Source organism: Niveispirillum sp. FG148 (genome assembly GCF_057809655.1).
Genome location: NZ_JBMDKJ010000050.1, coordinates 1 through 23,929, shown reverse-complemented (window position 1 = coordinate 23,929; position 23,929 = coordinate 1). Strand labels below are relative to the sequence as shown.

Here is a 23,929-nt window from a genome sequence, read left to right as displayed (position 1 = left end):
GTCGGCAGCAGAAGCCGACCTGGCGCGGGAAGCCGCGAAGAAGCGGGAAGCCGCAGCCGTGAAGCAGATCACCAATGAAGCGATTGGCAATCTGCGGCTTGAGACCGACGTCAACGAGCGCATGACCGCCGCCCTGAAGCTGGGTGGGGAAGCGATCGCGGCCAACGCCCGCGAGGAATACCGGCTGACCATGCAGCGCAAGCTGGGGGTCGGTGCGGTCGAAAAGCTGAACGAGGTCATGGCGGAGTATGACCGTTGGCGGGCGTCGGAAGTCGCCAAGGCAGAGGCCGGCGTGGAAGGTCAGCGCCTGTCCGACCTTCGGGATGAGCTGGCGCTGCTGGAGCGGCGGAACACGCTGCTGGCGCAGCAGGCGCGAAGCGGGGCGGCTGGCCTGAAGGCCGGGGCGGAAGTGGCGCGCCTGGATATCCAGGCACAGATCGATGATCAGGTGCTGGCGCGTCAGCGGGAGCTGCTGGCCCTGTCGAAGCAGGTGCAGGGGATCAACGTTGAAACCGAAACGCTGAAGTATCGGTTCGCGCTGGAAGAACAGGCCCGGCTGGAACACCAGATCGAGACGCAGCGCCTGGCGGCACGGGCAGCCGACACGCTGGGGAACCTGTTTACCCGTATCGAAGCCGGCGACTGGGGATCGGTGGCCGAGGGTGTCGGCACCTTCATGTCTCAGTTCCGAGACCTGGAAGTCCAGACCGGATCAGCCAGCGCGGCCTTTGCGGCCTTGGGCGAGCAGCTGCTGGACAGCGCCGAGGCGGGTAACGCGTTGGGCAATCTGTTGGGCGAGCTGACCGGACGATCGGAGCAGCAGAACAAGAACGCGCGCATTGGCGCCACGGTGGCCACGACGGTCGGCGACATGTTCGGCGTACCAAAAGGTCTGAGCAGCTTTGTGGGCAACGTCATCGGCGGGCTGTTCGGGCCGGGCAAGAGCGACAGCACGGCCGGCGTTCAAATCAGCCCAGCAACCGACAAGGTCACCAATTTCGACACCAAGCCCGAGAAGCAGTCTTCCGAGAACATGTCGGCGCGCGATGCCCTGGCCGACAGCGTCAACAAGTTCACGAACCTGCTGGAAGAACTGACCGGTGGGCGCCTGGCCGATGCCATCGCCATTGAGGTCGGCAGCCGTGACGGCAATCGCTGGCGCGTCTACGGGGCCGATGGCCGCTTGGCTGAGAGCGGGGTGACGGCGGTCGGCGACATCGAGGGCACGCTGTCGCAAGTTTTGGCGGCGATCACCCGCACGCTGACCGATGTGCCGGACGCGTTGAAGGCCCGCCTGCAATCGATCGACTTCAGTGAGCTGGAACGGGCGCAGGCGGATGTGAATTTCATCCTGACCTATGAGGACGCCATCGCGAAGCTGAACGGCACCCTGGAAGGGGGCGACGACGCGGTGGCCACGGCGCGTCAGAATGTCGTGGACATGCGGAACTACGTCGCCGACTTCGCCGCCCAGGCCGGCCGGTTGGGATATGACGTTGGCGAAACCACTGATGCCCTGCGCGCCTATGTCGAGCGCTTTGCCGGCATCAACGACGCCGCCCCCGCCATGACGGAGGTAGAGGTCAAGATCGCTGCCCTGAATGCCAGCTTCGGGGAGCTGGCACCACTGCTTCAGGCGGTTGGCTATTCGGCTGCTGAGGCCAGTGAGGCCGCCGCCAGGGGCCTTGCCAAGGCGAAGGAAGCGGCGCGGGGCGACTGGGTCGGCCAGATGGACCGCGAATTCAATTCGCTGATCGGCAACGATTACATCAACCAGATCCGGGAACTGCTGACATCCCGTGACACGCAATACCGCAACGCGGATGCCCTGGGCGCCGACAGGGGAATCGTTGACCGCAATGTTGCCGCGGCCCTGGGTGGCATACTGAGCACCGATCTGCGCCCCGATCAGCTGCAGGAAGCTGTGCGCCTGTTCGGGACGGATTTTCCCGAGGCGGCGACGGCGGCGCGGACCGCACTGGCGGCCCTGACCAGCAGTGTGGTGCAAACGGGCGATGCCGCCGCGGAAGCGGCCGCCCAGGCAGAGCGGGCCGCCCGCACGGGCCAGGCGATGGACGCCCTGGCCGACCGCATGGCGCGGGCCACGGGTGCGGCGGAGACGCTGGAAGGGTCGCTGGCGATCTTTGACCGGGCGGCGGCCCAGGAGCGCACGGCAACGCAGGCGCGCATTACGGCGGGCGAGATCGGCGCCGGGGTGCTGGCCGAGACAGAAACGACCCTGGCCGCTGAGCGGGCGGCCATCATCAAGAAGTTCGGTGATGCCGCGGTCGCCGAGGAAAAAGCACTGGCGGAGAAGCGCGCGCAGGTCACCCGTTCGCTGGAAGACCGGGCCTTTGCGCTGTCGGTGAAGGGTCAGACCGGTGCCGATGTGCAGATCCTGTACCGCCAGCAGCAGGCGGAGTTCGCAGCAGCTGAGGCGGCGGGCTACACGGCGGAGCAGCTTGAGCTGCTGGTGCAGGTGCTGGGCGGGGAGATGGTTCTTGCCGTCAATGCCGTGAACAAGGCCAGCCAGGAAGCGGCAGATGCCGCGCTGGCCGCGGCCAAGGCCGTCAATGACAATTTCGCCGACCGGCTGTTTGCAGCGACGACGGATACCAACACATTGGCGGGGGCACTGGCCGCCTTCGACCGGCAGGCGGGCAAGGACAGGATCGAGGCGGCCAAGACGGCCGGTGCGGATCTGGTGAAGCTGGAAGAGACGCAGGGCATTGAACGGGCCGCCATCATCAAGAAGTTCGGTGACGCTGCGGCCCAGCAATTGGCCGCCGTCAATATGTCGATCGCCGACCGGCTGTTCACGGCCACGAACGACAATTCCACGCTGGAAGGCGCCTTGGCCGAGTTTGACCGGCAGGCGGCCAAGGACAGGATCGAAGCCGCCCAGACTTCCGGCGCGGATCTGGTGGGTCTCGAACAGGCGCTGGCCGCCGAGCGCGGCGCCATCATCAAGCGCTTCACGCAGCAGGCCGTGGACGCGGAAAATCAGCGCCTGGAAGCGCTGCGCCAGGCAGGCGGCAGCCTGCGCCAATGGATCGACGGCATTCGGGCCGGCGGGTCATACGGTACCGCGACGCAGACCCGCGATATCGCCCAGCGGCAGTTCGACCAGCAGCTGTTGTTGGCCAAGTCCGGCAATGTCGAGGCGGTGCAAGGCCTTCGTGATTACGCCCAGCGCCTGATCGACGCGCAGACACCGTTCACCGCAAGCGGTGTTGACCGTCGCGCCATGATCGACGCCATCCTGACCCAGATCGAGGCGCTGCCGGCCGTGAAGAGCTACGACCAGCAGCTGCTGGAAGCGGTGCTGGGCCTGAAGGACGGGATCGATGTTGGCGTGGATCTGGAAGTGATCCGCACGATCAGCGAGGTGCTGTCGGCCCTGCCGGCCGAAGATCGGGCCAAGCTGATCCAGGCGCAGGAGGTGGTGCGGGAGATTGAGGAGCATCTGGGCCGCCAGCTGACAAAAGTGGAGTTGGATGAACTGGTCGAAGGCGGCGAAATTACGCGCAACATCGCACAATGGCTGGGCCGCGATCTGACCACGGCCGAACGGGCTGCCCTGCTGGAAGCCGACCAGATTGAGCGCACGATCGAACAGAAGCTCGGGCGGAACCTCACGCCCGCGGAGGCCGCGGAGATCCTGTGGCCAGGCCCGATAACGCGGGAGATCACGCAGCTGATCAAGGCCGCCTCCGGCGCCACGCTTCTGGGGACCGACACGGTCACGCGCACGATCAACCAGGTGCTGACAGTGCAGGGCGAAGTGCTGAGCGCCGAGAAGCTGTCGCAGCAGATCGCCATTGAGCTGGGAAATGTCCAATTCCAAGGTCAGGCGCTAGCGAACAGATATTTGGCGGCGATCGCGTGGAACACGGCCCGCATCGTTGGTTCGGGCGGTTCAGGTCTGCTGATCTCTGATGACCCGAGCAAAGATGGGGATCAGTCGATGTTCGAAGGCCGCGCGGCCGCCACGCTGTCCGTTTCGGGTGGTGGCACGGACAATGCGGGCATTATCGAGGCCGTTAACAGTGTGGCTTTGAAGATTGCCGACCTGCATGCGTGGCAGGTGCAGGTCTGGGCGGTCGAGAGCCAACTGCTGGACAAGACGAAGTACAATACGGCTGAGGCGTCGAAGCGGCTGGGCGGTGGCTATTCCTATGCGCGGGGTACCGATTTCCACCCAGAAGACGGGTGGGCGACTGTCGGCGAAGAGGGTCCGGAGCGGGTCTATCTGCCACGCGGGGCGCAGGTGTACAGCCGTCAGCAGACCCTGGAGCTGGCGCGCCGGCCGCGCCCTGTGGTCGTAGGCGTTGTTACCGGAGGGAGTGGGGATAACGCCGCCCTGACGGCCGCGGTCGAGCGCCAGGCAAGGGCGACGGAGCGGCAGAACGTGCTGCTGCAAAAGATCGCCGACGCCACGGCCGATGGCGCCGATGCCGCCGCTGAGACGGTGAAGGTCCTGAAGGCCCCGGTGCGCGTCAAGGTCGGCAGCATCGCCAAACTGCGGGGGGCCGCATGAACTGGCTGATGCGCGCCTTTCCCTATGATGAGGCACTGGGCGCCACCCGCACGGTCTACGCGTCGCTGCGTGGCTTCATCACCCGACCCGATGAGACCGGAGCCGCTCCCAATACCTATTGGGACCGGCGGATTGAGGTGCCCCTATCCGAAACGGCTTCCCTGTTCGATGGCGACGCCGTTGGGGGCCGCTCGACGGCGTCGCTGGGTGCCGTCCGGATTTCCAACGATGACGGGGCCATTGACGGTTGGCTCGACTGGGACTGGGACGGGCGCGTAGTCGAGCTTTACCGCACCGACCTATCCAAGCCCCGCTACCTTTCGGACTTTACGCTGATCACCCGCCGCACGGTGGATGATATCGTTCCCGGTGATCAGATCGAGCTGGTCCTGACAGATGCGCAGGCGCGGTTTTCGGCCCCGGCGCGGCGCGGCACCTTCGCAGGCACAGGCGGCATTGAGGGCACGGCTTCGCTCAAGGGCCGGGCAAAGCCGTTCTGTTTAGGGCGGGTCCGGCGGATAGAGCCCGTGCTGATCGATGCCGAGTTCAACATCTACATGATCGATCCGGCGGGCATCCATGCGCTGCCGGCAGCGGACGATGGTGGTGCGGTATTCACCATCGGCCCCGATCTGGCCAGCTACGCCGCGCTGAAGGCGCTGGATATGTCCAGTCTGGATCTGGCCACTTCGAAAGCGGCGGGCCTGCTGCGGCTGTCGGAGAAGCCGTCTTATCGGCTGCGCGTCACGGCTGAGGGTGTGGCGCCGGCTGGCACCTGGATCTATAAGGCGGGCGATCTGGTCATGCACGCGGCCCAGGCCTTCGTCGGGCTGACAGATGGCGAGATCGACGGCGCCTCCGTCACGGCCTTGAACAGCGTACAGCCGGCGGTGCTTGGCTATTGGTCCGATGGCGCAGCGGAGCTGACGGCGGAAGCGCTGATCGACCGGATCATGGACAGCATCGGCGGGTTCTGGGGCGTGTCCACCGCCGGCCTGTTGCAGGTCGGGCGATATGACCTGCCGGCCATGACATCCAGCGCCACTATCCGGCGCCGCGACATGATCGACCTGAACCCACAGCAGGCACCTCGCCGCATCAAGCGCGTGCGCCTGTCCTATCGGCCAGGACTGGCGCTGTCCGAGCAGGAAATCGCCAGCAGCATCGGGATAGCGGAGCGCGAGCTGGCGACGCAGGACCGGGAATGGACAGCCGAAGCCGTCAGTGCGACGACAGAAGTGCAGAGCCTGCTGGCGGCGCCGCTGGAAAAGGACACCCTGTTCGACGCGGCGTCTGATGCCGATGCAGAGCGCGACCGCTTGCTGGCGCTGCATTCTGTCCGCCGGCAGCCGTTCGATATCGTCCTGCCCCTGTCCGCCCGGTTCGAGAGCATCGGCATCGGCGCCACGGTCGAGATCTTCGACAAGCGCTTTGGCCTGGCCGGCGGGCGCCGCGTGGTCGTGCTGCGGCGCGTAGCGGACACCGGCGCCGACATCCCGACCCTGACCCTGACGGTGCTGTGATGGCGAATATCACCATCCTTTACGACATCGCGTCGGATACCGGCACCTTGGCCGGTGCCGGGACCAACCCCGCCGCGTGGGTGGAAAACAGCACCTTGTCGGTGCAGAACCTGCGCAATGACGATCTGGCTGCCGTCGCCCGCTATCTGGATATCGAGAGCGGCTATGCGCGGATGGTGGCCTCCTTCGATCGGGTTCGGCCGGTGTCAATGTGGGCGCTGATCGGGCATAACGCCAGCACCCTGGCGGAGATGCAGCCCGGCCTGGCCGAGAGCGAGGTGTTGACACCTGCCCTATACCTGCCCGACCGGCAGCCGGTATGGGAGCCCACCGTGGTCTGGGGCAGCCTGCCCTGGGGTGCCTTTCCCTGGGACGGTGTCGACAAGAGCACGTTTCCCGGCGCGCCGATTGCCTTCCATCTGGCGCCAGAGACGATGTATGCGGAGCACGCCTGGCTCGACATCTTTGACCCCAGCAACGAGGACGGCTTCTTCGACGCCGGCCGGCTGATGATCGGACAGGGCTGGACGCCTCCGGACGAAGAGGCCCACGATTATGGCTCCTCGATACGGCCTGTCCACACGGCGCAAGTCACTCGCACGCGCGGCGGCCGGCGCCTGGTCGGCGATGGCCTGATCTATCGCGAGTGGGAAATCAAGCTGTCCTTCCAGTCTGAAGCGACCGCCATCGGCGTCTATCACGACCTGATGATGCGGCTGGGCAAGCGCGGCGACATGCTGATCATCTGGGACAGCGACAAGGTCCCCGCCATCCGCAACCGCATGAGCCTTTACTGCGCGCTCGCGGACACTTCCCCCATCACGATCACCGATGACGACGCTTGGGAAGTCGTCCTGAAGGTAGAGGAGCTGACCTGATGGCAATCACGCTGAATGGCCGCGTCTGGGCCATCTCCGATTTCGCGCCCTGGAAATTCGCCAAGAACTGGGAAAGCTTCTGGACGGACGCGGTGGCCGAACTGGCCCTGTTCCAGGGTGGGACGCTGCGCGACCAGGCGGCGGCATCTGCGGCATCTGCGGCCACGAGCGCGCAGTTGGCGGCACAGGCGGCGGGGGCGGCCACGTCGGGACCGGCTACGGGGCTGGTCTATGCCGCGGCGTCGAAGGCTTTGGTGGCGGCCGCCGACTGTGGCAGCGCCTTTGCCTGGGATACAGGCCGGGATGGCGATTTCGGCGCTTGGACCAACCGACGAGTGGCGAGCTGGTACCGGGAAGGGCTGAATACCGGCACCCGTGGCGCCACCCGGCGCTTCCCGCGCGTGGCGCTGGGATATGTCCGCACCACATTGGCCCAGCTGGCGATTTATGACGGCAATGACGCGGATGGCAGTGGGGTGCCGCGGCTTTGGAAGGCGTGGACCATCACCGGCATCGTCGGATGCGAGCGCCAGCCCAGAAACGGCAAACTCCATTTCTGGACGGGCAGCGCGCTCTACCAATTCGATTTTGCCACTGACACGGTCTGGCGCTGGACTACGGCCGGCCGGGCGCGATGTGTAAATCAAGCCGTGGCAAATTTCAGCTTGGCCACGGCACAGTTCGTCATCGCCGACACGTCCAACGGGTTGCCGAGCAACATTGTGCTGGCGGTGCATTCCGCAGTGCTGCCCGGCGGCCCGACCAGTGCAGCCAATCTTCCGGCGCCGACCGTCATTGTCGGCACCGACGCGGCCCTTTCAGCCATTCACCCCTCCGGTGAAGTATTCGATGTGACGCGGACCTCCGGGTTCACCGCTGTGCAGTTGGGTGCCGATGCCAGGGTCTGGGCGATGTCGGCGACGTCGTCGTCGGTTTACTACGGCTTGGTCCCGTATGCCGACAGCACCGACACAGGCTGGCGGACCGGCGCCTATACAGTGTCGGCGGCACCGGCAATGCTGGACAGCAATGCTGGTCAGAAGCGGTTCGCCCCCGGCGCCATTGGCACGGCAGGTGGTCTGATCTTGCTGGCCGATGATATCGGCAATCCGGCGGCCGGCATGGTGGCGCATGCCACAACGGAATATGCGTCGCTATGGCAGCCCGGTGACATCCGTGGCGCCTATATCTGTTCGACGCAAACGGGGTCGGTGACCGCGTCGGCCGAACTGGTGAGCAATGGTGATTTCGCGGCCGGCACGACAGGCTGGGTGGCCGGGGCGATGGGCGGCGGTGCCGCCACGACATCAGTCGTCGCCGGCAAACTGCGCGTAACCAACGGCGTTACCAGTAACGTGGGTTACGCGCACCAGACGCTGACGGTGGAGCCGGGCCGTGCCTACATCATCGTCGGGGATATCACGCCCGGCGGCGCCTATCCGGGCGACATCTCCGTTTATGACAGCACCGGCATCCTGCTGCTGGATGGGCGGGATGTGTCCAGCGCAACCACGGGCCAGGTGCAGCAGTTCATCGCGACCACCGCCACGGTGAATCTGCGCCTGCGCGTGATTACGGCCACGTCTGGCGATTACTGCGACTTCGACAATGTCTCGGTCCGGGAGGGTGTAGCGGACCGCAGCGTCAAAGCGACCGGCATGATCATTCGTGGAACGTTGACCCGAACGGCCATCGCTGCCGGGGGGCTGTCATACTTCAGTGGCTTCGGAACAGGCTATCTGGAGCAGCCCTGGACGGCCAACTGGGACATGGGCAGCGGTGATTTCGCCTTGATGTGGTGGGCGCGCAGCGCCTTGGGTAGCGGCTACTATCTCGACCGCGACAGCGCCATATCAGCCGCACGGATCAGTGTGGTAGCCAGCGCCGCCAAGCTTCACTTCACCATCAAGGACGGTTCCGGCAATTCCGGGTCGGTGGTGTCTGCGACCGACTTCGTCAGTTCGGTCATGCATTTTTGGGTGCTTGCACGTCGCGGCAATACCCTTGAGCTGTGGTGCGACGGCGTTCTTGAAGCGACGTCCAGCGTGGCCGCGGTGGGCAGCCTCAGCAACAGTTCCGCCCTTCTGCGGGTTGGCGAGCGAGTTTCCGCGACGGCCGCAGCAACTGGTCTGGTTGCGGGGCCGTTGCGCGTCAGCGCCTATACACCCACCCCCGCCCAGGTGCGGCGAATGTATGAGGACGAGCGGCGGATCATCATTGACGGGATGCCGGCGACGCTGGCCGGCACCAGCAACGGGGCCTTAGCCGTGGCGCAGCATGAGGAGACGGGTACCATTCTGGCAGGTGGTGGCGATGGCATCTCCGTATTTGATGGGTTGGCCCGTATCGCCTATCTTGACGGTGCCAGCGCGCCGGGGGCGATAGCCAGCGATGCCATTGTCAGCCTGGCCACAGTCGACATCCATACCGTGGTCGCAACAGTATCCGGCGCCGGGTGGATTGCCGATGGCCTGATCGCACGAGACCGGCTGGCAGTGCCGGCGCGAGCGATGACAAACCAGAACAGGCTGAGCCTGGCCAGCGCGGTCACAACGGACACAAGCCCGCTGGTGCTGGCGCCGCGCCTCTATGTGGGCGAACGCGAGGAGGTGCTGGTTCGCGCCGAAGTGCTGGCGAGGGTCTATGGCGCGACGGCCAGCGACAGCGGCATCTGGTCACTTTCAGCGCGCTTCATCCGTGATGCTGGTGGCAGCCTGACGCTGGCCACGGAAGCCGACAGCCAAGGCGACGTGCGGTGGGACACGGGCACGCCGGGTGCCGAACCCTGGCTTGACAAGAGTTCCGGAGCGCTGGCCGTGGCGCTGATCGCGTCGGGCAATTTCGTGGCCGTGCAGGTGACGGGCATCACCGGCCGGGTGGAGTGGGAGGGCGAGGTGCGATGGCGCCGCATTGCCCGTGACCAAAGCTATGCGGCGTAGGCGGAGGGAACGATGGGTGACATTTATAATGGCGGCCGCTACATGCTCCGGCGGCAGTTGGTCAATGGGTGGTCGCGCTGTCCACAGGACGCCCTTTATCTCCCGGATGCAGACGAGGTCGAGATCGCGTCGGCCATAGCGTGCAACCGTGCGGTCTCCCAGCTTGTAGCGGCCGCCGAGGCCTACGAGGCGGCAGCCCGCCTTCTGGCCAAGCCTGTACCCGCGCAGTGGGTCGCGAGCGCCGACGCGGACGGTCTGCCGATACAGGTCGAGGCGCCAACGTGGGCGGCGTGGGTGACGGCCGGTGAACTGGTCGGCGCGGCGGGGGCGCAGCTGCTGCATCTCGTGCGAACGCGGGCTGAGCAACTGTTTGATGACGAGGATGGCTACGAGCTTGCACTGCCGGCCCTGCCGCCGTTCGACCCACGCAGCGAGACGGCCGATCTGGTCGACGGGTCCTGGGTTGTTCGTGCGCTGACCGCAGAAGAGCTGGCGGTACATCCGCTGCGCCCGGCACCCTTCATGAGCAAGATGGACTTCGCAGCCCTGCTGGTCGCGACGCTGGGTGATGCGTTGGGAACGGCCGTGATCGGCATGTACGGTTCCGTTTTGGCATTGGCGCAGGATGTGGACTGGATTGACGTGTTCGACTGCCTTAACGGAGACCCAACCAAGCCGGGCTATGCCGCACAACTGCTGGCCGAGGGGGCGGTGGATGCAGGGCATGTGGCGGCGCTGCGGGCCGGATGGGTGACAGCATGCAAAACCTGATGCTGGAGATAGGGCGCAGGCTGGGCGAGATGGTATCGCTGCTGTCATGCGCCGCGAATGTGGTTGTGGGGACGGGCGATCGCGAGGTGACGCTCTCGGCAGGGGCGTGGGAGCTGCGGCGCATTGGAGCGGCCCGTGGAGCTTGGCTGGTGCGGGCTATCGACTGGTTGCCCTTTAATGGGGCGGGGCACTGTGAGAGAGCGTGGAAAGACCACGCTTTCGTGTGGCTGAAGGTGTTGGCTGAGTAGCCAGCGGTTCTTGAACAAGTGCATCAAGATATTGTGCCGCCACCCCCTGCCTTGTGGGGTGGCGGCTGGTGTCAAATTATGTGCAAACTGGTGTCAAATCGAGCGCGCCGCTACATTTCGGGCCGATGACCGTGCTGCCATTCTTACCATTGATTGGGCAGCCAACGGGATGGAGCGTGCGAACCTGATCTATGCGCTGTTGCAGTTCGCGGCCGTCAGGGGGGTCGTCGAGCGTTCGGGGCAGTCGACGCATATGGTCATATTCCGGCACCAAATGTATCCATCGCCGTCAATTTCAGCCTGTGATTCTCCTGGTCAACGTTACGATACATCAATCACTTGATGTATCGTAACGTTGACGGGTTCTTTCAGAAGCCGAACTCGTAGGTCAAGCGCAAGCCGGTCATGAACTGGTTCTTGCGGCCGCGGTTCCGGATAAGCGGACTGTCGGCAGCCTCGGGTCCCAGCCGGTCGTAACGGGCCATCAGGCCCAAAGACAGGGCATCCGTGACGGGCGTGATGATGAAGGCGCCGACGCCGTAGGATACAAGGCCGGCATCGGCCTTGTACCGGCCAAGCCCGGAATTGGCGGACTGGTTCGCATTGATGCCGAAATAGGCGTTGGTGTATTTGGCGCTGGCGAAGGTCGCCTGCGGACCGATCATGTAGATCACCTGTTGGCCGAACTGTTCCGTCATGCCCATATATTGTGCGCCGATGTCGGCGACCACGCCCTTGTGGCCACCCACGGCTTGGCGCACCTCCAGCGAATAACTGAACGGGTCGAAACTATATTCGATGAAGCCGCCCAACTCCGGTGCCGCTTTCACGTCGCCCAATCCCTTCAGCGCCTTGGTCTTCTTGCCGGCGACACGGAAGGGATTGCTGTCGTCTTCCTGGCGGCCAAAGTCGAATTTTGCAATCGGGCCGGCACGCCAGCCGTCGCTGTTGATGAGATTGTAGCCAACCCCCTCGAAGAGGGAGGCGAAGAAAACGTCCTGGTATTCTACCTTGATATCGGGGATGACCATCGCCTGATAGTCCTTGGACCCGTTGAAGGCCGGCATATACAGGGTGGCGAGGCCGACGGACAGTTTCCAGTCATAGTCCATCCCGGGCCCCGGCATCGGGGAAACGAAGTCTCCCTGCTGTTCGGCCGTCTGCTGCCGTTGCGGGCCGGTCTCCTGTGCCTTCACATTGGCGGAGACGGTCAGGGTGATGGACGCGGCAAGGGGTATGAAATTCAGGGCCTTGAGCGTGCTTACAGTCTTGAAAATGTTGGAATATTTCATCGAATGCTCCAGGAGCGGGGTGCCGATCGTCCGCATCCTACGGGCTTTTCCGGCCTGCACATCCGCCTTGAGACTGATGTGCAGGCCGGAAAAACCGATATGCTGGGTCGATATCTGCAAGGAGCGACCGCCGGTGCCGGACAGATCCGGCGTCAGTATGGTGGTGCGTGGGAATGGAGCATCACGGGAACATGAAGAACTGGCTCGACCATTGCCCGGCGTTTGTCGGCCGCCTGTGGTTCCAATTTGCCGTGATCTATACGCTGCTGGCGTTCTGCGCGATGACGCTACTTGGCGTCAGCAAGTACAGCGTGGAGGATTATGGTGATTTCCGCAAGGCGGTCACCCTGGAGCATGTTCGGGAGCTGGTCTCCAGTGAGAAGCTCACCGTTGCGCAGGCGATCCTTGATGTCACCGATGTCAGGTGGCGCCAGCAAGCGTGCGAGAACATCCGGAAAAAGCTTGAAAATATTGAGCAGGCCAGCGACGACGGGTCCGTCTATCGGATCACCAACTCCAGCCGGCCCGAAGTTTATATTCAAATAGAGGACGAAAATAATCGGCTTGTCATGTCCGATCCCGTCGACCTTCCGGCGGAATTGGCCCCGCTTTTCGCCGCGATGAAGCAGCAGCGGGCGGTGGCCGACAAAGTCATCTGGATGGTCGAAAACGGCCCCATCTGGGTGGATATGCCCATCGACGATGGCAAGGGCAACCGGATCGGGCGCGTCCGTATCCTGTATGTTGCCGAGTTCGACGTCTGGATACAGATTGAGAGCGTTTTCAATTTTCTGCTTGGGGCGTGGGGCTATGTCATTCTTTTCTCCATTCCCATTGGCATCGCCTGCGGCGTGGCTGCGGCCCATTATGTGACCCGGCATTTGGGGCGAATGAACGACGTGACCGAAAGCTGGCGGCGGGGTGATTTCACCGCGCGCATCGCCCTTCCCAATGACGATGTGCTGATCCGGCATAGCCAGCATCTGAACGACATGGCGGATGATCTGGAACTCTATTTGTACCTGAAGCAGAACCTTGCCGTCAGCGACGAACGCAACCGCGTGGCGCGCGAACTGCACGACACGGTGAAGCAGAAGCTGTTCGCCCTGGGCTTGCAGTTGGCGACAGCCAAGGCCAATCCTGCTGTGCTGGAGGCCGCCCACGAGCCCATTCTGGAGGCAGAGACCATCAACCGGGAAGCGCAGCATGACCTGATGGAGATCATCACGCAGCTGCGCCCGACCAGCACCGGTGACAGTACGCTTCACAACCGGGTCGGCATGATCGCCGAAGATTTCAGGCGGCGGTTCGATGTCGATATCGAGCTGGGTGATATGGGGGCCATCCAGCCCAACGCGCATGTGGAACATCAGGTGTTGCGCATTTTGCAGGAGGCGCTGATGAACGCGGTGCGCCATGGCAAGGCGTCCAAGGTGACCGTGGCCGCGGCAATTGATGGGAGTGCCGCAATGCTGGTCATTGCCGATAATGGGATCGGATTCGAAATGACCGCTAAAACAAAAGGCTTCGGCATCATCTCCATGCGCGATCGGGCGCGTGACCTGCCGGATGGACGGCTCGACATCGTAAGTGCGGAAGGTGAGGGAACCCGCCTGGCAATTTACTGGAAAAGCGAATCATGACGGATCTGATTACACTTATCATTGCGGACGATCACGCCATGGTCCGCCGCGGGCTGACCGCTTTTCTAGCCACTGCACCTGACATCCAGGTGATGGCAGTCGCCACCTGTGGGGTGGAGGCGGTATCGGCCGCCCGCAGGCATGCACCCGATGTGGTGTTGCTGGACCTGTTCATGCCCGACCAGCCGGCCGTCGATACCGTGCGCCAAATCAAGCGGGTCAGCCCGCGCAGCCAGATCATCATGGTCACCTCGCACGAAGGGGATGAATATGTGGTGCCCACGACGCAGGCGGGTGCCATCTCCTACATCTTGAAGGACACGACGCCGGAGGACCTGATTCGCGCCGTGCGCAAGGCGGCGGCGGGGGAAAGCGTGCTGAGCCCGCGCATCGCCAAGGCGCTGGTGACAATCATGTCCCGCACGCGTAGTGGCAAGCCGCAAGAGGACCAGTTGCACGCCGACCTGACCGAGCGCGAGATGGAAGTGCTGCACTGTATCGCCGGGGGCCTGTCCAACATGGAGATCGCGGCGCGTCTGTCGATATCGGAGAAGACCGTCAAGTCCCATGTCAGCAATATCCTGGGCAAACTCTACCTGACCGATCGCACGCAGGCGGCCGTCTATGCCTGGCGGGAGGGGATCGTCAAGGAATAGCCGCCATATCATCCTCAAGGCCGATGTCACCCGTCGGCCCCTCGATAGACTGACCTTGATGAAACAATGAACCTTCCCCCGACACGGGATGGAGATTGCCGCCAAAAAGATCTTTGGAGGGATGAGATGCCCGGTTTCCCAAGCCCGCTTCCCCTGTCCCGCCCGCCGGGCAAAACCGCCGACATATCATGGTGGGCAGGGGGTGGATTTGTCGCGAGTGGAAGTGACAGGAGCCAACCCAGCAGTCAGCCGGAGACAATACCGCAGCCGAATGGATTGGCGGAGGGGCAGGTCCGCTCACCGGTGGCGTTCGACTGGGGATGACCAGCCAAACGCCTTCCCCAGACCAGCAACTGCGCCACCCGCGAGCGAACATGCCTATGAGAAAGCGTATCCTGCTGATCCCGGCTATTGCCGGAATGCTGCTCTATGCCTTTGCATACCTGAGGGGGAAGGAGGATGCCCCCTCTGCCGGCGCTGTGGCCGCGCTCAGTGTCACGGTGACGAAGCCTTGGCCAGGCAGCCTCGCGCAGACCGTTTCCGCGACCGGCATGACCGTCCCGCGGGAGGAAATCCGGATCATGACGGAACTGGCCGGCGTGCGGGTCCGCGACGTTCTGGCTGATGTCGGCGACGTGGTGGAGAAAGGGCAGGTGCTGGCTCGGCTGGATGGACAGTCCATGGCCAATCAGGTGGAGCAGTTGCGCAGCGACTATGAACGGGCCCTTGACGCCTTTGCCCGCGTGGATGCGATCAAGGATAGCGGGGCGGTGAGCCGCCAGCTTGTGGTCGAACGACGCACCCAGATGCAGGCGGCCAAGGCCAAGCTGGACGACGCGGCCTTGAGCCTGAAGCGGACCACCATCCTGGCGCCGACAGACGGCATCCTGTTCGACCGCAAGGCCGTGATCGGTGGGTTGGTCAGCGCCAGCGAGCCCTTGTTCCGCATGGCCCGGTATCAGGAGATCGAGGTGGAGGCCCTCGTGCCGGAGGCCGCCCTGTCCAGTCTGACGCCGGGCCAACAAGCCACCGTGACTTTGACGGGCCATCCAGAAACGTTCGACGGGGTTGTCCGCCTTGTCTCGCAGCAGGTCGATCAGGCGACACGCATGGCGGCGGTCCGCGTCCGGCTTCCGGCTGCGGCATCGGTTCCCGTCGGTCTGTTCGCCACCGTCCGCATCGTGCAATCCCGCCGGGACGGCACCCTGCTGCCCCGAACCGCCCTTCAGCAGGACGGCCGCGGCACCTTTGTCTGGGTCCTGGAGGCCGGCCAGCAGGCGAGGCGACTGCCGGTGACGGTGATCCTGGCCGATGAGGCACAGGTGATGGTGGATGAGGTTTCCCCCGATGCCAGCGTGGTCGCCCGGGCTGGCGCCTTCATCAGGGAAGGCGACCATGTGCGCGTGGTGGGGGGCGACTGATGTCCGGCTTCAGCGGTTTCAGCTTTTCCACCTGGGCCATCCGTAACCCGATCCCGCCCATTGTGCTGTTCCTTCTGCTGACGGTGGCCGGGCTGTTCGCCTATGGCAAGCTGCCGATCAACAATATGCCGGCCATCGTGGTGCCCGTGGTCAGCGTGCAGGTCGGCCAGCCGGGGGCCACCGCCACCGAAATGGAAACGCAGATCACAAGGCGGGTGGAAAGCGCACTGGCGGGCCTGCAAGGGGTGAAGCACATCACCTCCACCATTTCTGAGGGCGCCTCCAGCAGCGTGGTTGAATTCGACCTGGACACCGATTTCGACCGCGCCGTCAATGACGCCCGCGACGCGGTCGCCCGCATTCGCGACCAGTTGCCGCGGTCCATCCGGGAACCAAAGGTGCAACGGGTTGATATGGATGGCGGCCCGATCCTGGTCTACGCGCTGGAGACTCCGGAAATGCGGCCGGATGAGGCAAGCTGGTTCATCGATGATGTGCTGACCCGTGAGTTGATGGGTATCCGGGGCGTTGCGGCGGTGCGGCGTCAGGGCGGCATTGACAATGAGATCACCCTGACGCTGGACCCGGCCCGGCTGATGGCACTGGGCGTATCCGCCGGCGATATCAGCCGGACCTTGGCGCAGACCCATATCGACCTGCCATCCGGCCGCATCACCCTTTCCGGCACGGAATACGCCCTGCGGACAGTAGGCAGTGCCGGAACGGTTGCGCAGTTGGGTGACATCCGCATTGCACTGGCCAACGGGCGTGCGTTGCGGCTGGGTGATGTCGGGACCATCACGGATGGCGGTGCGGAGGCGCGCACCCTCACGATGCTGGATGGAAAGCCCGCCGTCACCTTCCAGGTTTTCCGCGCCAAGGGCGCCAGCGAGGTCGACGTGGCCCGTCGGGTGGCGGCGCGATTGGCGACCGTCGAAGGGGGCCGCGAGAATCTGCGCTTCCGTCAGATCTTCTCGCTCGTAACTTTCACCGAAAACAGCCTTCTGGCCACCCTTTCCAATTTTGTCGAAGGGGCGGCGCTGACCATCCTGGTCGTCTTCCTGTTCCTGCGCGATGGGCGGGCCACGCTGATCGCGGCCATCGCCATCCCGCTTTCCATCATTCCGACCTTCCTGATGATGTACTGGCTGGGCTTTTCCCTGAACAGCGTCACCCTGCTGGCCATCTCACTGGTCACCGGGGTTCTGGTGGATGATGCGATCGTAGAGATCGAGAATATCCACCGGCATATGAGGGAAGGGCGCACGCCTTTTGACGCGGCCCTGGTCGCCGCCGAGGAGATCGGGCTGGCCGTCATCGCCACGACGCTGGTGATCTGTGCCGTCTTCGTGCCTGTCAGTTTCATGCCGGGCATGGCGGGGCAGTTCTTCCTGCAATTTGGTCTGACGGTGGCGATTGCCGCTTTCTTCTCGCTGCTGGTCGCCCGGGTGTTGACGCCCATGCTGGCAGCATATCTGCTGCGATTGCCCTCCCGGCCTGTAACCCCGTCGCCCTGGATCGCCCAGTATCGCCGCCTTGTCGGCTGGACGCTGGACAACCGGCTGAAGACCATGGGGCTGGCCTTACTCAGCATGATTCTGTCCTTCGGGTTGATCCCGTTCCTTTCCCCTGACTTCATCCCCTATGAGGATGTGTCCCAATCCCGCCTGACGCTGGAAATGCCCCGTGGCACCACCCTGACCCAGATGGCAGAAGCCGCCCGGCGGGCGGAAGCGATCCTTCGTCAGCAGCCGGAGGTCGGCTATGTTCTGACTGCCATCGGCAGCACCGCGATGACCACGGATGATCCGGGCGGATCGGAAGGTGCGGCTGCGGGCGGCATCAATGTGGCGGTGCTGGACCTGAAGCTGGTACCGCCCGATCAACGTGTGTCGGATCAGCGATCATTCGAGAGGCGCGTTCTCCCGGACCTGCTGATGCTGCCCGACATGCGGATCAGCTTTGGCAACGCGTCCGGGGGAAAGGACGTGTCCATCACGTTGGTCAGCGACAATGGCGAGGCGCTGTCCCGCACAGCAGCAGCCTTGGAGCGCCAGATGCGCGGCCTTGCCGAACTGAACAGCGTCAGCAGCACGGCTGCCCTCAGTCAGCCCGAACTGATCATCACCCCGGACCATGCGAAAGCGGCGCTGCTGGGCATTTCGGTGCAGGCGATCGGCGACGCGGTCAGTATCGGCACCATCGGGGATATCGAGGCGAACCTGGCCAAGTTCACTGTCGGCAATCGGCAGATCCCCATCCGCGTGCGCCTGCCGGAAGCCGGCCAACAGTCCATCGACCTGTTGCGGAACCTGCCGCTGCCGACCGCCAGCGGTGGCAGCGTGCCGCTGTCCCTTGTGGCCGATATCCGCTTCGCCAGTGGCCCGACCACCATCCAGCGTCATGACCGCCAGCGCCGGATCACGCTGGAGGCCAATCTCAATGATGTGCCCCTGGGGGTGGCGCTGGAGAAGATCCAGTCCCTTCCGGCCCTGCGACAAATGCCGGCCGATGTCAGGATGCAGAGTGCGGGCGATGCCGAGATCATGGAGGAACTGTTCGCCAGTTTCGGGCAGGCCATGGGTGCCGGGCTGCTGATGGTCTATGCCATCCAGGTGCTGCTCTACCGGGATTGGATACAGCCTGTCACCCGGATGGCGGCATTGCCGCTGTCCATCAGCGGGGCGTTTATTCTGCTGCTGCTGACCGGCACTTCCTTCTCCATGCCGGCTCTGATCGGTATCCTGATGCTGATGGGGATTGCCGACAAGAATTCCATCCTGCTGGTGGATTACATGATGGAGCTGATGAAGCATGGACGCTCCCAGCGTGACGCCATCGTGGAAGCCTGCACGGTGCGGGCGCGCCCCATCGTAATGACATCGCTGGCCATGCTGGTCGGGATGCTGCCCATCGCCCTGCAACTGGGTTACGACACGGCCTTTCGCGCGCCGATGGCCATCGCCGTGATGGGTGGGCTGATCTCCTCCACCGCCCTCAGCCTTGTCTTCGTCCCGGTCATGTTCAGCTATGTGCGCGACCTGGAGGATTGGCTTTTGCCCGGATTGGCGCGGCTCATTTGACGCTGCTGCCGGATCGACCTGCCATTATCGAGACGAAAAACCACTACTCCATGAGCCAACCTCCGTGGAGAGCATCGGCGGCTGGCGGATCTGCCGACAACCGGCCGGCCGGTTGAATTTGTGCTGCTGGCACTCCGGTTTCCGCGATGCTGTGCTCTGCGGGCTCCGTGTATTCACGGAACGCTTCGATCCGACTGTACGGACGCGAAAAACTCGACTTGCTACAGGCCTGTGTCATCGGCACCGGCCAACACGACGAAGCATTGGGTGTCCTGTCAGCCAGTCCATCAGCTTCGGCCACGACAATGGCCGATTGAACAACAGCTTACTGCTGTTGTCCGTCCCGCAGGCCTGAAAATGCCACCTACCCAGTTCGACTGTCGGCAGATATATCGCCTCCATAACCACCAGTGTGACGCCTGTCGGAGACCATAACCTGGAACCCAACCCTGTCCAGGTGAAGGGGCATCCACACCATTAGCTCATGCATCCCAATGTAGGTCTTCCATCAAAATGGTCGGGTATGGGCAAGACAGTCTGCAAGCATGATCAATGGTTCCGATCAATAAATAGGGGTCGCGTGAGCCCAGACGCCAAAACACAGAAAAATCAGGGAGGAAAAATGAAGTTTGCTCAACCCGAGGGGCGCTGCCCCTACAAGCTCGCCTTGCTGGCATCCATCGTCGCTGGCACCTCGTCGCTTGGCATCGCATCGGCTCAGGAAGCCCCGCCGCCAGTGGCGAGCGGCGGCGACAGCATGGTCCTGGAAGAGATCATCGTTACCGCGCGTAAGCGCTCCGAGACGTTGATCGAAGTCCCTGCCGCCATTGCTGCGGTTGGTGCGCTTGAACTGGAGCGCAGTGGGATCAACGGTGTCGATGCGCTGGCCCGCAAGATTCCTGGTTTCGTGATCGGCGAAGGCGGCGGCACCATTCAGGGTGGCTCTATTGCTCTGCGCGGCATCAGCGCCTCTGACTCCAACCCGCTCGGTGACCAGGCCGTATCGTTCAACATCGATGGTGTTCAGGTCGCACGGGCGACGGTACGACGTATGGGCGATTTCGATACGGCGCAGGTTGAGGTCATGAAAGGGCCGCAAGCCCTTTTCTACGGCAAGAACAGCCCAGGTGGCATCATCTCCACCCGCACGGCCGATCCGACGGACCGGTTCGAGGCGGGTGGGAAGCTTGGCTATGAGGTCGTGGCCCACGAGACCCGTGGAGAGGGATATATATCCGCACCCGTCACCGATGCGCTGGGCGCGCGCCTCGCGGTCTATGGTTCGCATATGCGCGGCTGGGTGAAGAACGAGTTGCCGCGGGACTATGCCTTCGCGCCGAAGGACGAATATGGTCCGAAAACCGACGAGTACGCGGCTCGTGGTACGCTGAAATATGATGATGGCGGTCCCTTCGATGCACGCTTGAAGCTCGCCTATAATGACGTCAGGGGTGCCGGCACTGGCGCCAATTATCAGTTGGTCCATTGCCCGGCGGGGCGGCCGCTGACCAGCGCCCCCGGCGTTGTGGATGATTGCAAGGTCGATGACCGGCTGACGACAGGTTCATTGGGCACCGGGTTCGCCACTGCCTTGGCCCCGATGGTTCTGAGTGACATGCTCCGCGGCTCCGATTTTGGTGACGGCGAGGGCAAGTCGCGGCAGAAGCAATGGCTCGGCGGCCTGGAGATGAACTACGAAGTGGCGGAGGATCTGACGGTCACCTCCGTGACCGGGCTCTACGACGTTCGGATGTTCAATCGCTCCAACTTCTCCCTTTCTTCCTTGCCGAGCGCGATATTGGGGAGTGTGAACGCGCTTGATATCCGTGAGATCAGCCAGGAACTGCGCCTCACCTCTAACTTCAGCGGTCCGTTCAATTTCATGTTCGGCGGCCAGTTCCAGGACAGCCGGGCCAAGAGCGCGTCCATTGCGGCGTTCGGTGCCATTCCGGGGCAAATTTCGGTTGTCGGGCGCCCGTCGCCGTTCATCGCATCAGGTTACTTGCTGGACCAGAAGGGCGAAGCCTATTCCGCCTTCGCCCAGTTGCAGTACAAGATTACCCCGGAACTGGAATTGTCAGTCGGCGGACGTCTGTCGACGGAGGAGAAGGAACTGGTTTCCGTCCTCGACAGCACCTCTCTGGCGACCGGTGCTGTAGAACTGGTCGGCGTGCGGCCTCTTCTCTCCAATGGAAATCAGAAGAAGAGCTTCAACAATCTTTCACCGGAATTCACGCTTTCCTACCGACCGAACTCCGACCTGAATTTCTACGGCTCCTACAAGGAAGGTTTCCTGTCCGGCGGTTTCAACGGCGGCTCGGCGAACTTCAACGGCGACCTCAGCTATCGCCCACAATATGTGGAGGGATGGGAAGCCGGCGTTAAGGGACACGCCTTCGATGGTGCCCTGACAGCCGATCTGGCTCTCTATACCTATGATATCACGGACCTGCAGGTGCAGGTGACCACGCAGGGAACCGTCCAGGAACTGCGGAATGCGGGCGCGGTCTCCTCCAAGGGGGCCGAACTGAGCCTCAACTATCGCATCACGGGCGATTTCAGCCTGTATGGCAATGTTGCCTACGCCAAGGGGCGGTATGACACCTACTATGCCACCTGCTACGCAGGACAGGCAACGATCGCGCCTGGCACCGGTATCAGGCAATGTGGATCGCAGCCCAATCCGACGAACAACAACATTGTCGGCGTTTTGCAGAATCTCAGCGGTACCGAACTGATCCGATTGCCGGAATGGGCGGGCAATGTCGGCTTTGTCTATGAAACGCCGGTCACCGCAGCCTTCTCCGTTGAACTCAGTGGTGGCATGAGCTTCAGCAGCAGCTATATAACGAATGCCTCCTCACAACCGAATTCCCGTCAGCCGAACTACACTCTGCTGGATGCCACTGTGCGCTTCCTCGACAGCGACGGAAACTGGGAGTTCGCCGTCATCGGCCGGAACCTGACCGACAAGTATTACATCGTCAGAGGGACGGACGTTCCCGCACGGCCGCCCGCCACCGTTGGGTATTCGGACATTATCGCTGTCGCGAATCGTGGCCGTGAGGTCATGGTTCGGATGGGTTACAAGTACTGACAGGGCGAGGTCTGCCCCGCGAAACATTAGTGCTTTCGGTGCCGTTACAGTATTCCTCTCGGCACACCTTGGCCCCACCTCAACGGTGGGGCCTTTTTGTTTGTGCGCCTTGGTTCATGAATAATGTGCATCCGATTTTATATTGTATGATATTTGAATCAAAAGGCGCGTTTTGCAAATAAAGTAAAATCATAAATATTCACTCACCAAATTAATCTTTATATTAAAAAGGTCCGTCGAGTTTGACTGTAAGTGAACCGGATTTTATCCATAATTGTTAATCCTGAACGCATTGATATGTATCAATCAACGAAGGCCAGTCCATTGGCAGGTATGGGGTCCTGCTTGAGGGAGGCAAACATGATTGAATGTGAAGAAGCTTTGAAAGGCGCTTACGGCTTTGCAACACCCAAGGCCGTTAAGGGAACCAGCAGCGTCGGCTTGCGGACTTACGCCGATATTCTGGCTTGCGACGGACAGCCTGTTCCGCCGGTGCTCCAGCGCAGCGGCATGCAGGTCAAGGTCGAAGGCCTGATCTCCTATGATCGCTATATCGATCCCGCCTTCGTGGCGCTGGAGACGGAACATATCTGGAAGAAGCAGTGGCAGGTTGCCTGCCGCGAAGAGGATCTTCCCAATGTCGGCGACCGTCTGCCCTATGACATTGTCAACCTGTCCTTCATCATTGTTCGTTCCGGCCCGGACGAATTCCGGGCTTTCTACAATAGCTGTCCGCATCGTGGCCGCCGTCTTTGCGATCACGCTGAAAGTGCGGGTGAAATTCGCTGCCCTTTCCATGCCTGGACCTGGGGGCTTGACGGTTCTTTGGCATGGGTGCCCGGCGGCCATGATTTTCCACATGTGTCAGACCAGCACCATCGCCTGCAGGAGGTGAAGCTTGGGCGCTGGGGGGGAAGCATTTTCATCAACCCCGATCCGGAAGCCCCACCGTTGGAGCAGGCACTGGGTGTGATGGTGTCGCAGTTCAAGGATCATCCGCTGGAAGATCGGTACACGGTCCTGCATCTGCGCAAGAAAGTGCGCTGCAACTGGAAACTGACGCAGGAAGCCTTCATGGAAGGCTATCATGTGCTGGAAACACACTGGGATGGCATGCCCTTCTTCGGTTCCGCCTTCACCCAATATGATGCCTGGGACGATGGTGTTTGCCATGTCAGCCGGCTTGTCACGCCGTCGGTCGTTCCCGATGTCTGGGTTCAGGACAAGGTCTCCCCGCACGAGAGCGCCCGCCAATTCTGCGCGACCTTCGGCCTGCGCGTGCCGGCGCCGGGGGAGGCGACGACGGTGGCCGAAGCGCGCGCCTATTGCGCCGATCAACGCCGGCGGAAGATTGAGGCCGAGACCGGTCTGGACCTCGGTGCCAAGCCGGTCTCCTATTTCCTGGACATGACCAAGTGCTTCGTCTTCCCCAACCACCATCCCTGGTGGGGCGAGGCATTGCCCTGGTGGTACCGTTTCATGCCCGTGGGCGACGATCCGGACATGTCCATGATGGAAGTGCGCATCACAGCACCGGTACCCAAGGGCGCGCCCCGCCCGGCAACGGCGACGCCGATCGATCTTGGCCCCGATGACCGGACATCGGAGTGCGAAGCCTTGGGGGTTGTGGGCCATATCCTGGATCAGGACATGTCGAACCTGGTGGAAATCCAAAAAGGGCTGAAGGCGGCAAAGCCTGGCAAAGACTTCATGACGCTGGCGCGATACCAGGAGTCCAACATCCAGCATTTCCACAATGTCTATAACAGGCTGCTGGGATTGTCCTGATCGTAGCGGCGGGCGATTGCGGGGGCTTGCTGCCCCTGCCATAGCCCCCC

Annotated in this window: 12 protein-coding genes; 11 read left to right on the top strand and 1 reads right to left on the bottom strand. The window is 62.9% G+C overall.

The window, feature by feature from the left end; translation table 11 throughout:
* From ACODTW_RS27350 to ACODTW_RS27330, 5 genes are all read left to right on the top strand, one after another.
* Positions 1 to 4,540: hypothetical protein (locus ACODTW_RS27350; RefSeq protein ID WP_488949344.1), on the top strand; the 4,540-nt coding region annotated here is incomplete at its 5' end.
* Positions 4,537 to 6,063 (top strand): hypothetical protein, encoded by a 1,527-nt coding sequence (locus ACODTW_RS27345; RefSeq protein WP_488949343.1) that lies wholly within the window; start codon positions 4,537 to 4,539, stop codon positions 6,061 to 6,063. The genes ACODTW_RS27350 and ACODTW_RS27345, both read left to right, overlap by 4 nt.
* Positions 6,063 to 6,941 (top strand): hypothetical protein, encoded by an 879-nt coding sequence (locus ACODTW_RS27340; RefSeq protein ID WP_488949342.1) that lies wholly within the window; start codon positions 6,063 to 6,065, stop codon positions 6,939 to 6,941. Before ACODTW_RS27345 ends, ACODTW_RS27340 begins: the two co-directional genes overlap by 1 nt.
* Positions 6,941 to 9,880 (top strand): hypothetical protein, encoded by a 2,940-nt coding sequence (locus tag ACODTW_RS27335; RefSeq protein WP_488949341.1) that lies wholly within the window; start codon positions 6,941 to 6,943, stop codon positions 9,878 to 9,880. The genes ACODTW_RS27340 and ACODTW_RS27335 overlap by 1 nt, the downstream gene beginning before the upstream one ends.
* A 12-nt stretch (positions 9,881 to 9,892) precedes the next feature.
* On the top strand, positions 9,893 to 10,651 hold the full coding sequence (locus tag ACODTW_RS27330; protein WP_488949340.1) for a hypothetical protein: 759 nt from the start codon (positions 9,893 to 9,895) through the stop codon (positions 10,649 to 10,651).
* Between the two features lie 616 nt (positions 10,652 to 11,267).
* Here ACODTW_RS27330 and ACODTW_RS27325 read toward each other — a convergent pair.
* Positions 11,268 to 12,191: a MipA/OmpV family protein gene (locus ACODTW_RS27325; protein WP_488949338.1), complete on the bottom strand. Its 924-nt coding sequence runs from the start codon at positions 12,189 to 12,191 to the stop codon at positions 11,268 to 11,270.
* Positions 12,192 to 12,382: 191 nt separating this feature from the next.
* Between ACODTW_RS27325 and ACODTW_RS27320 the strand changes: the two genes are divergently transcribed.
* The 6 genes from ACODTW_RS27320 (at position 12,383) to ACODTW_RS27295 (ending at position 23,879) form a co-directional block, all read left to right on the top strand.
* Positions 12,383 to 13,834 carry a sensor histidine kinase gene (locus ACODTW_RS27320; protein WP_488949337.1) on the top strand — a complete coding sequence of 484 codons (1,452 nt, stop codon included), beginning with the start codon at positions 12,383 to 12,385 and terminating at the stop codon, positions 13,832 to 13,834.
* On the top strand, positions 13,831 to 14,490 hold the full coding sequence (locus tag ACODTW_RS27315; protein ID WP_488949336.1) for a response regulator: 660 nt from the start codon (positions 13,831 to 13,833) through the stop codon (positions 14,488 to 14,490). The genes ACODTW_RS27320 and ACODTW_RS27315 overlap by 4 nt, the downstream gene beginning before the upstream one ends.
* Before the next feature lie 380 nt (positions 14,491 to 14,870).
* A complete protein-coding gene (locus ACODTW_RS27310; RefSeq protein WP_488949335.1) occupies positions 14,871 to 15,911 on the top strand; it encodes an efflux RND transporter periplasmic adaptor subunit in 1,041 nt (346 codons plus the stop codon).
* A complete protein-coding gene (locus ACODTW_RS27305; protein ID WP_488949334.1) occupies positions 15,911 to 18,994 on the top strand; it encodes an efflux RND transporter permease subunit in 3,084 nt (1,027 codons plus the stop codon). Before ACODTW_RS27310 ends, ACODTW_RS27305 begins: the two co-directional genes overlap by 1 nt.
* Before the next feature lie 622 nt (positions 18,995 to 19,616).
* A complete protein-coding gene (locus tag ACODTW_RS27300) occupies positions 19,617 to 22,091 on the top strand; it encodes a TonB-dependent receptor (RefSeq protein ID WP_488949333.1) in 2,475 nt (824 codons plus the stop codon).
* A gap of 360 nt (positions 22,092 to 22,451) precedes the next feature.
* Positions 22,452 to 23,879 carry an aromatic ring-hydroxylating oxygenase subunit alpha gene (locus tag ACODTW_RS27295; RefSeq protein WP_488949332.1) on the top strand — a complete coding sequence of 476 codons (1,428 nt, stop codon included), beginning with the start codon at positions 22,452 to 22,454 and terminating at the stop codon, positions 23,877 to 23,879.
* Positions 23,880 to 23,929: the final 50 nt, after the last annotated feature.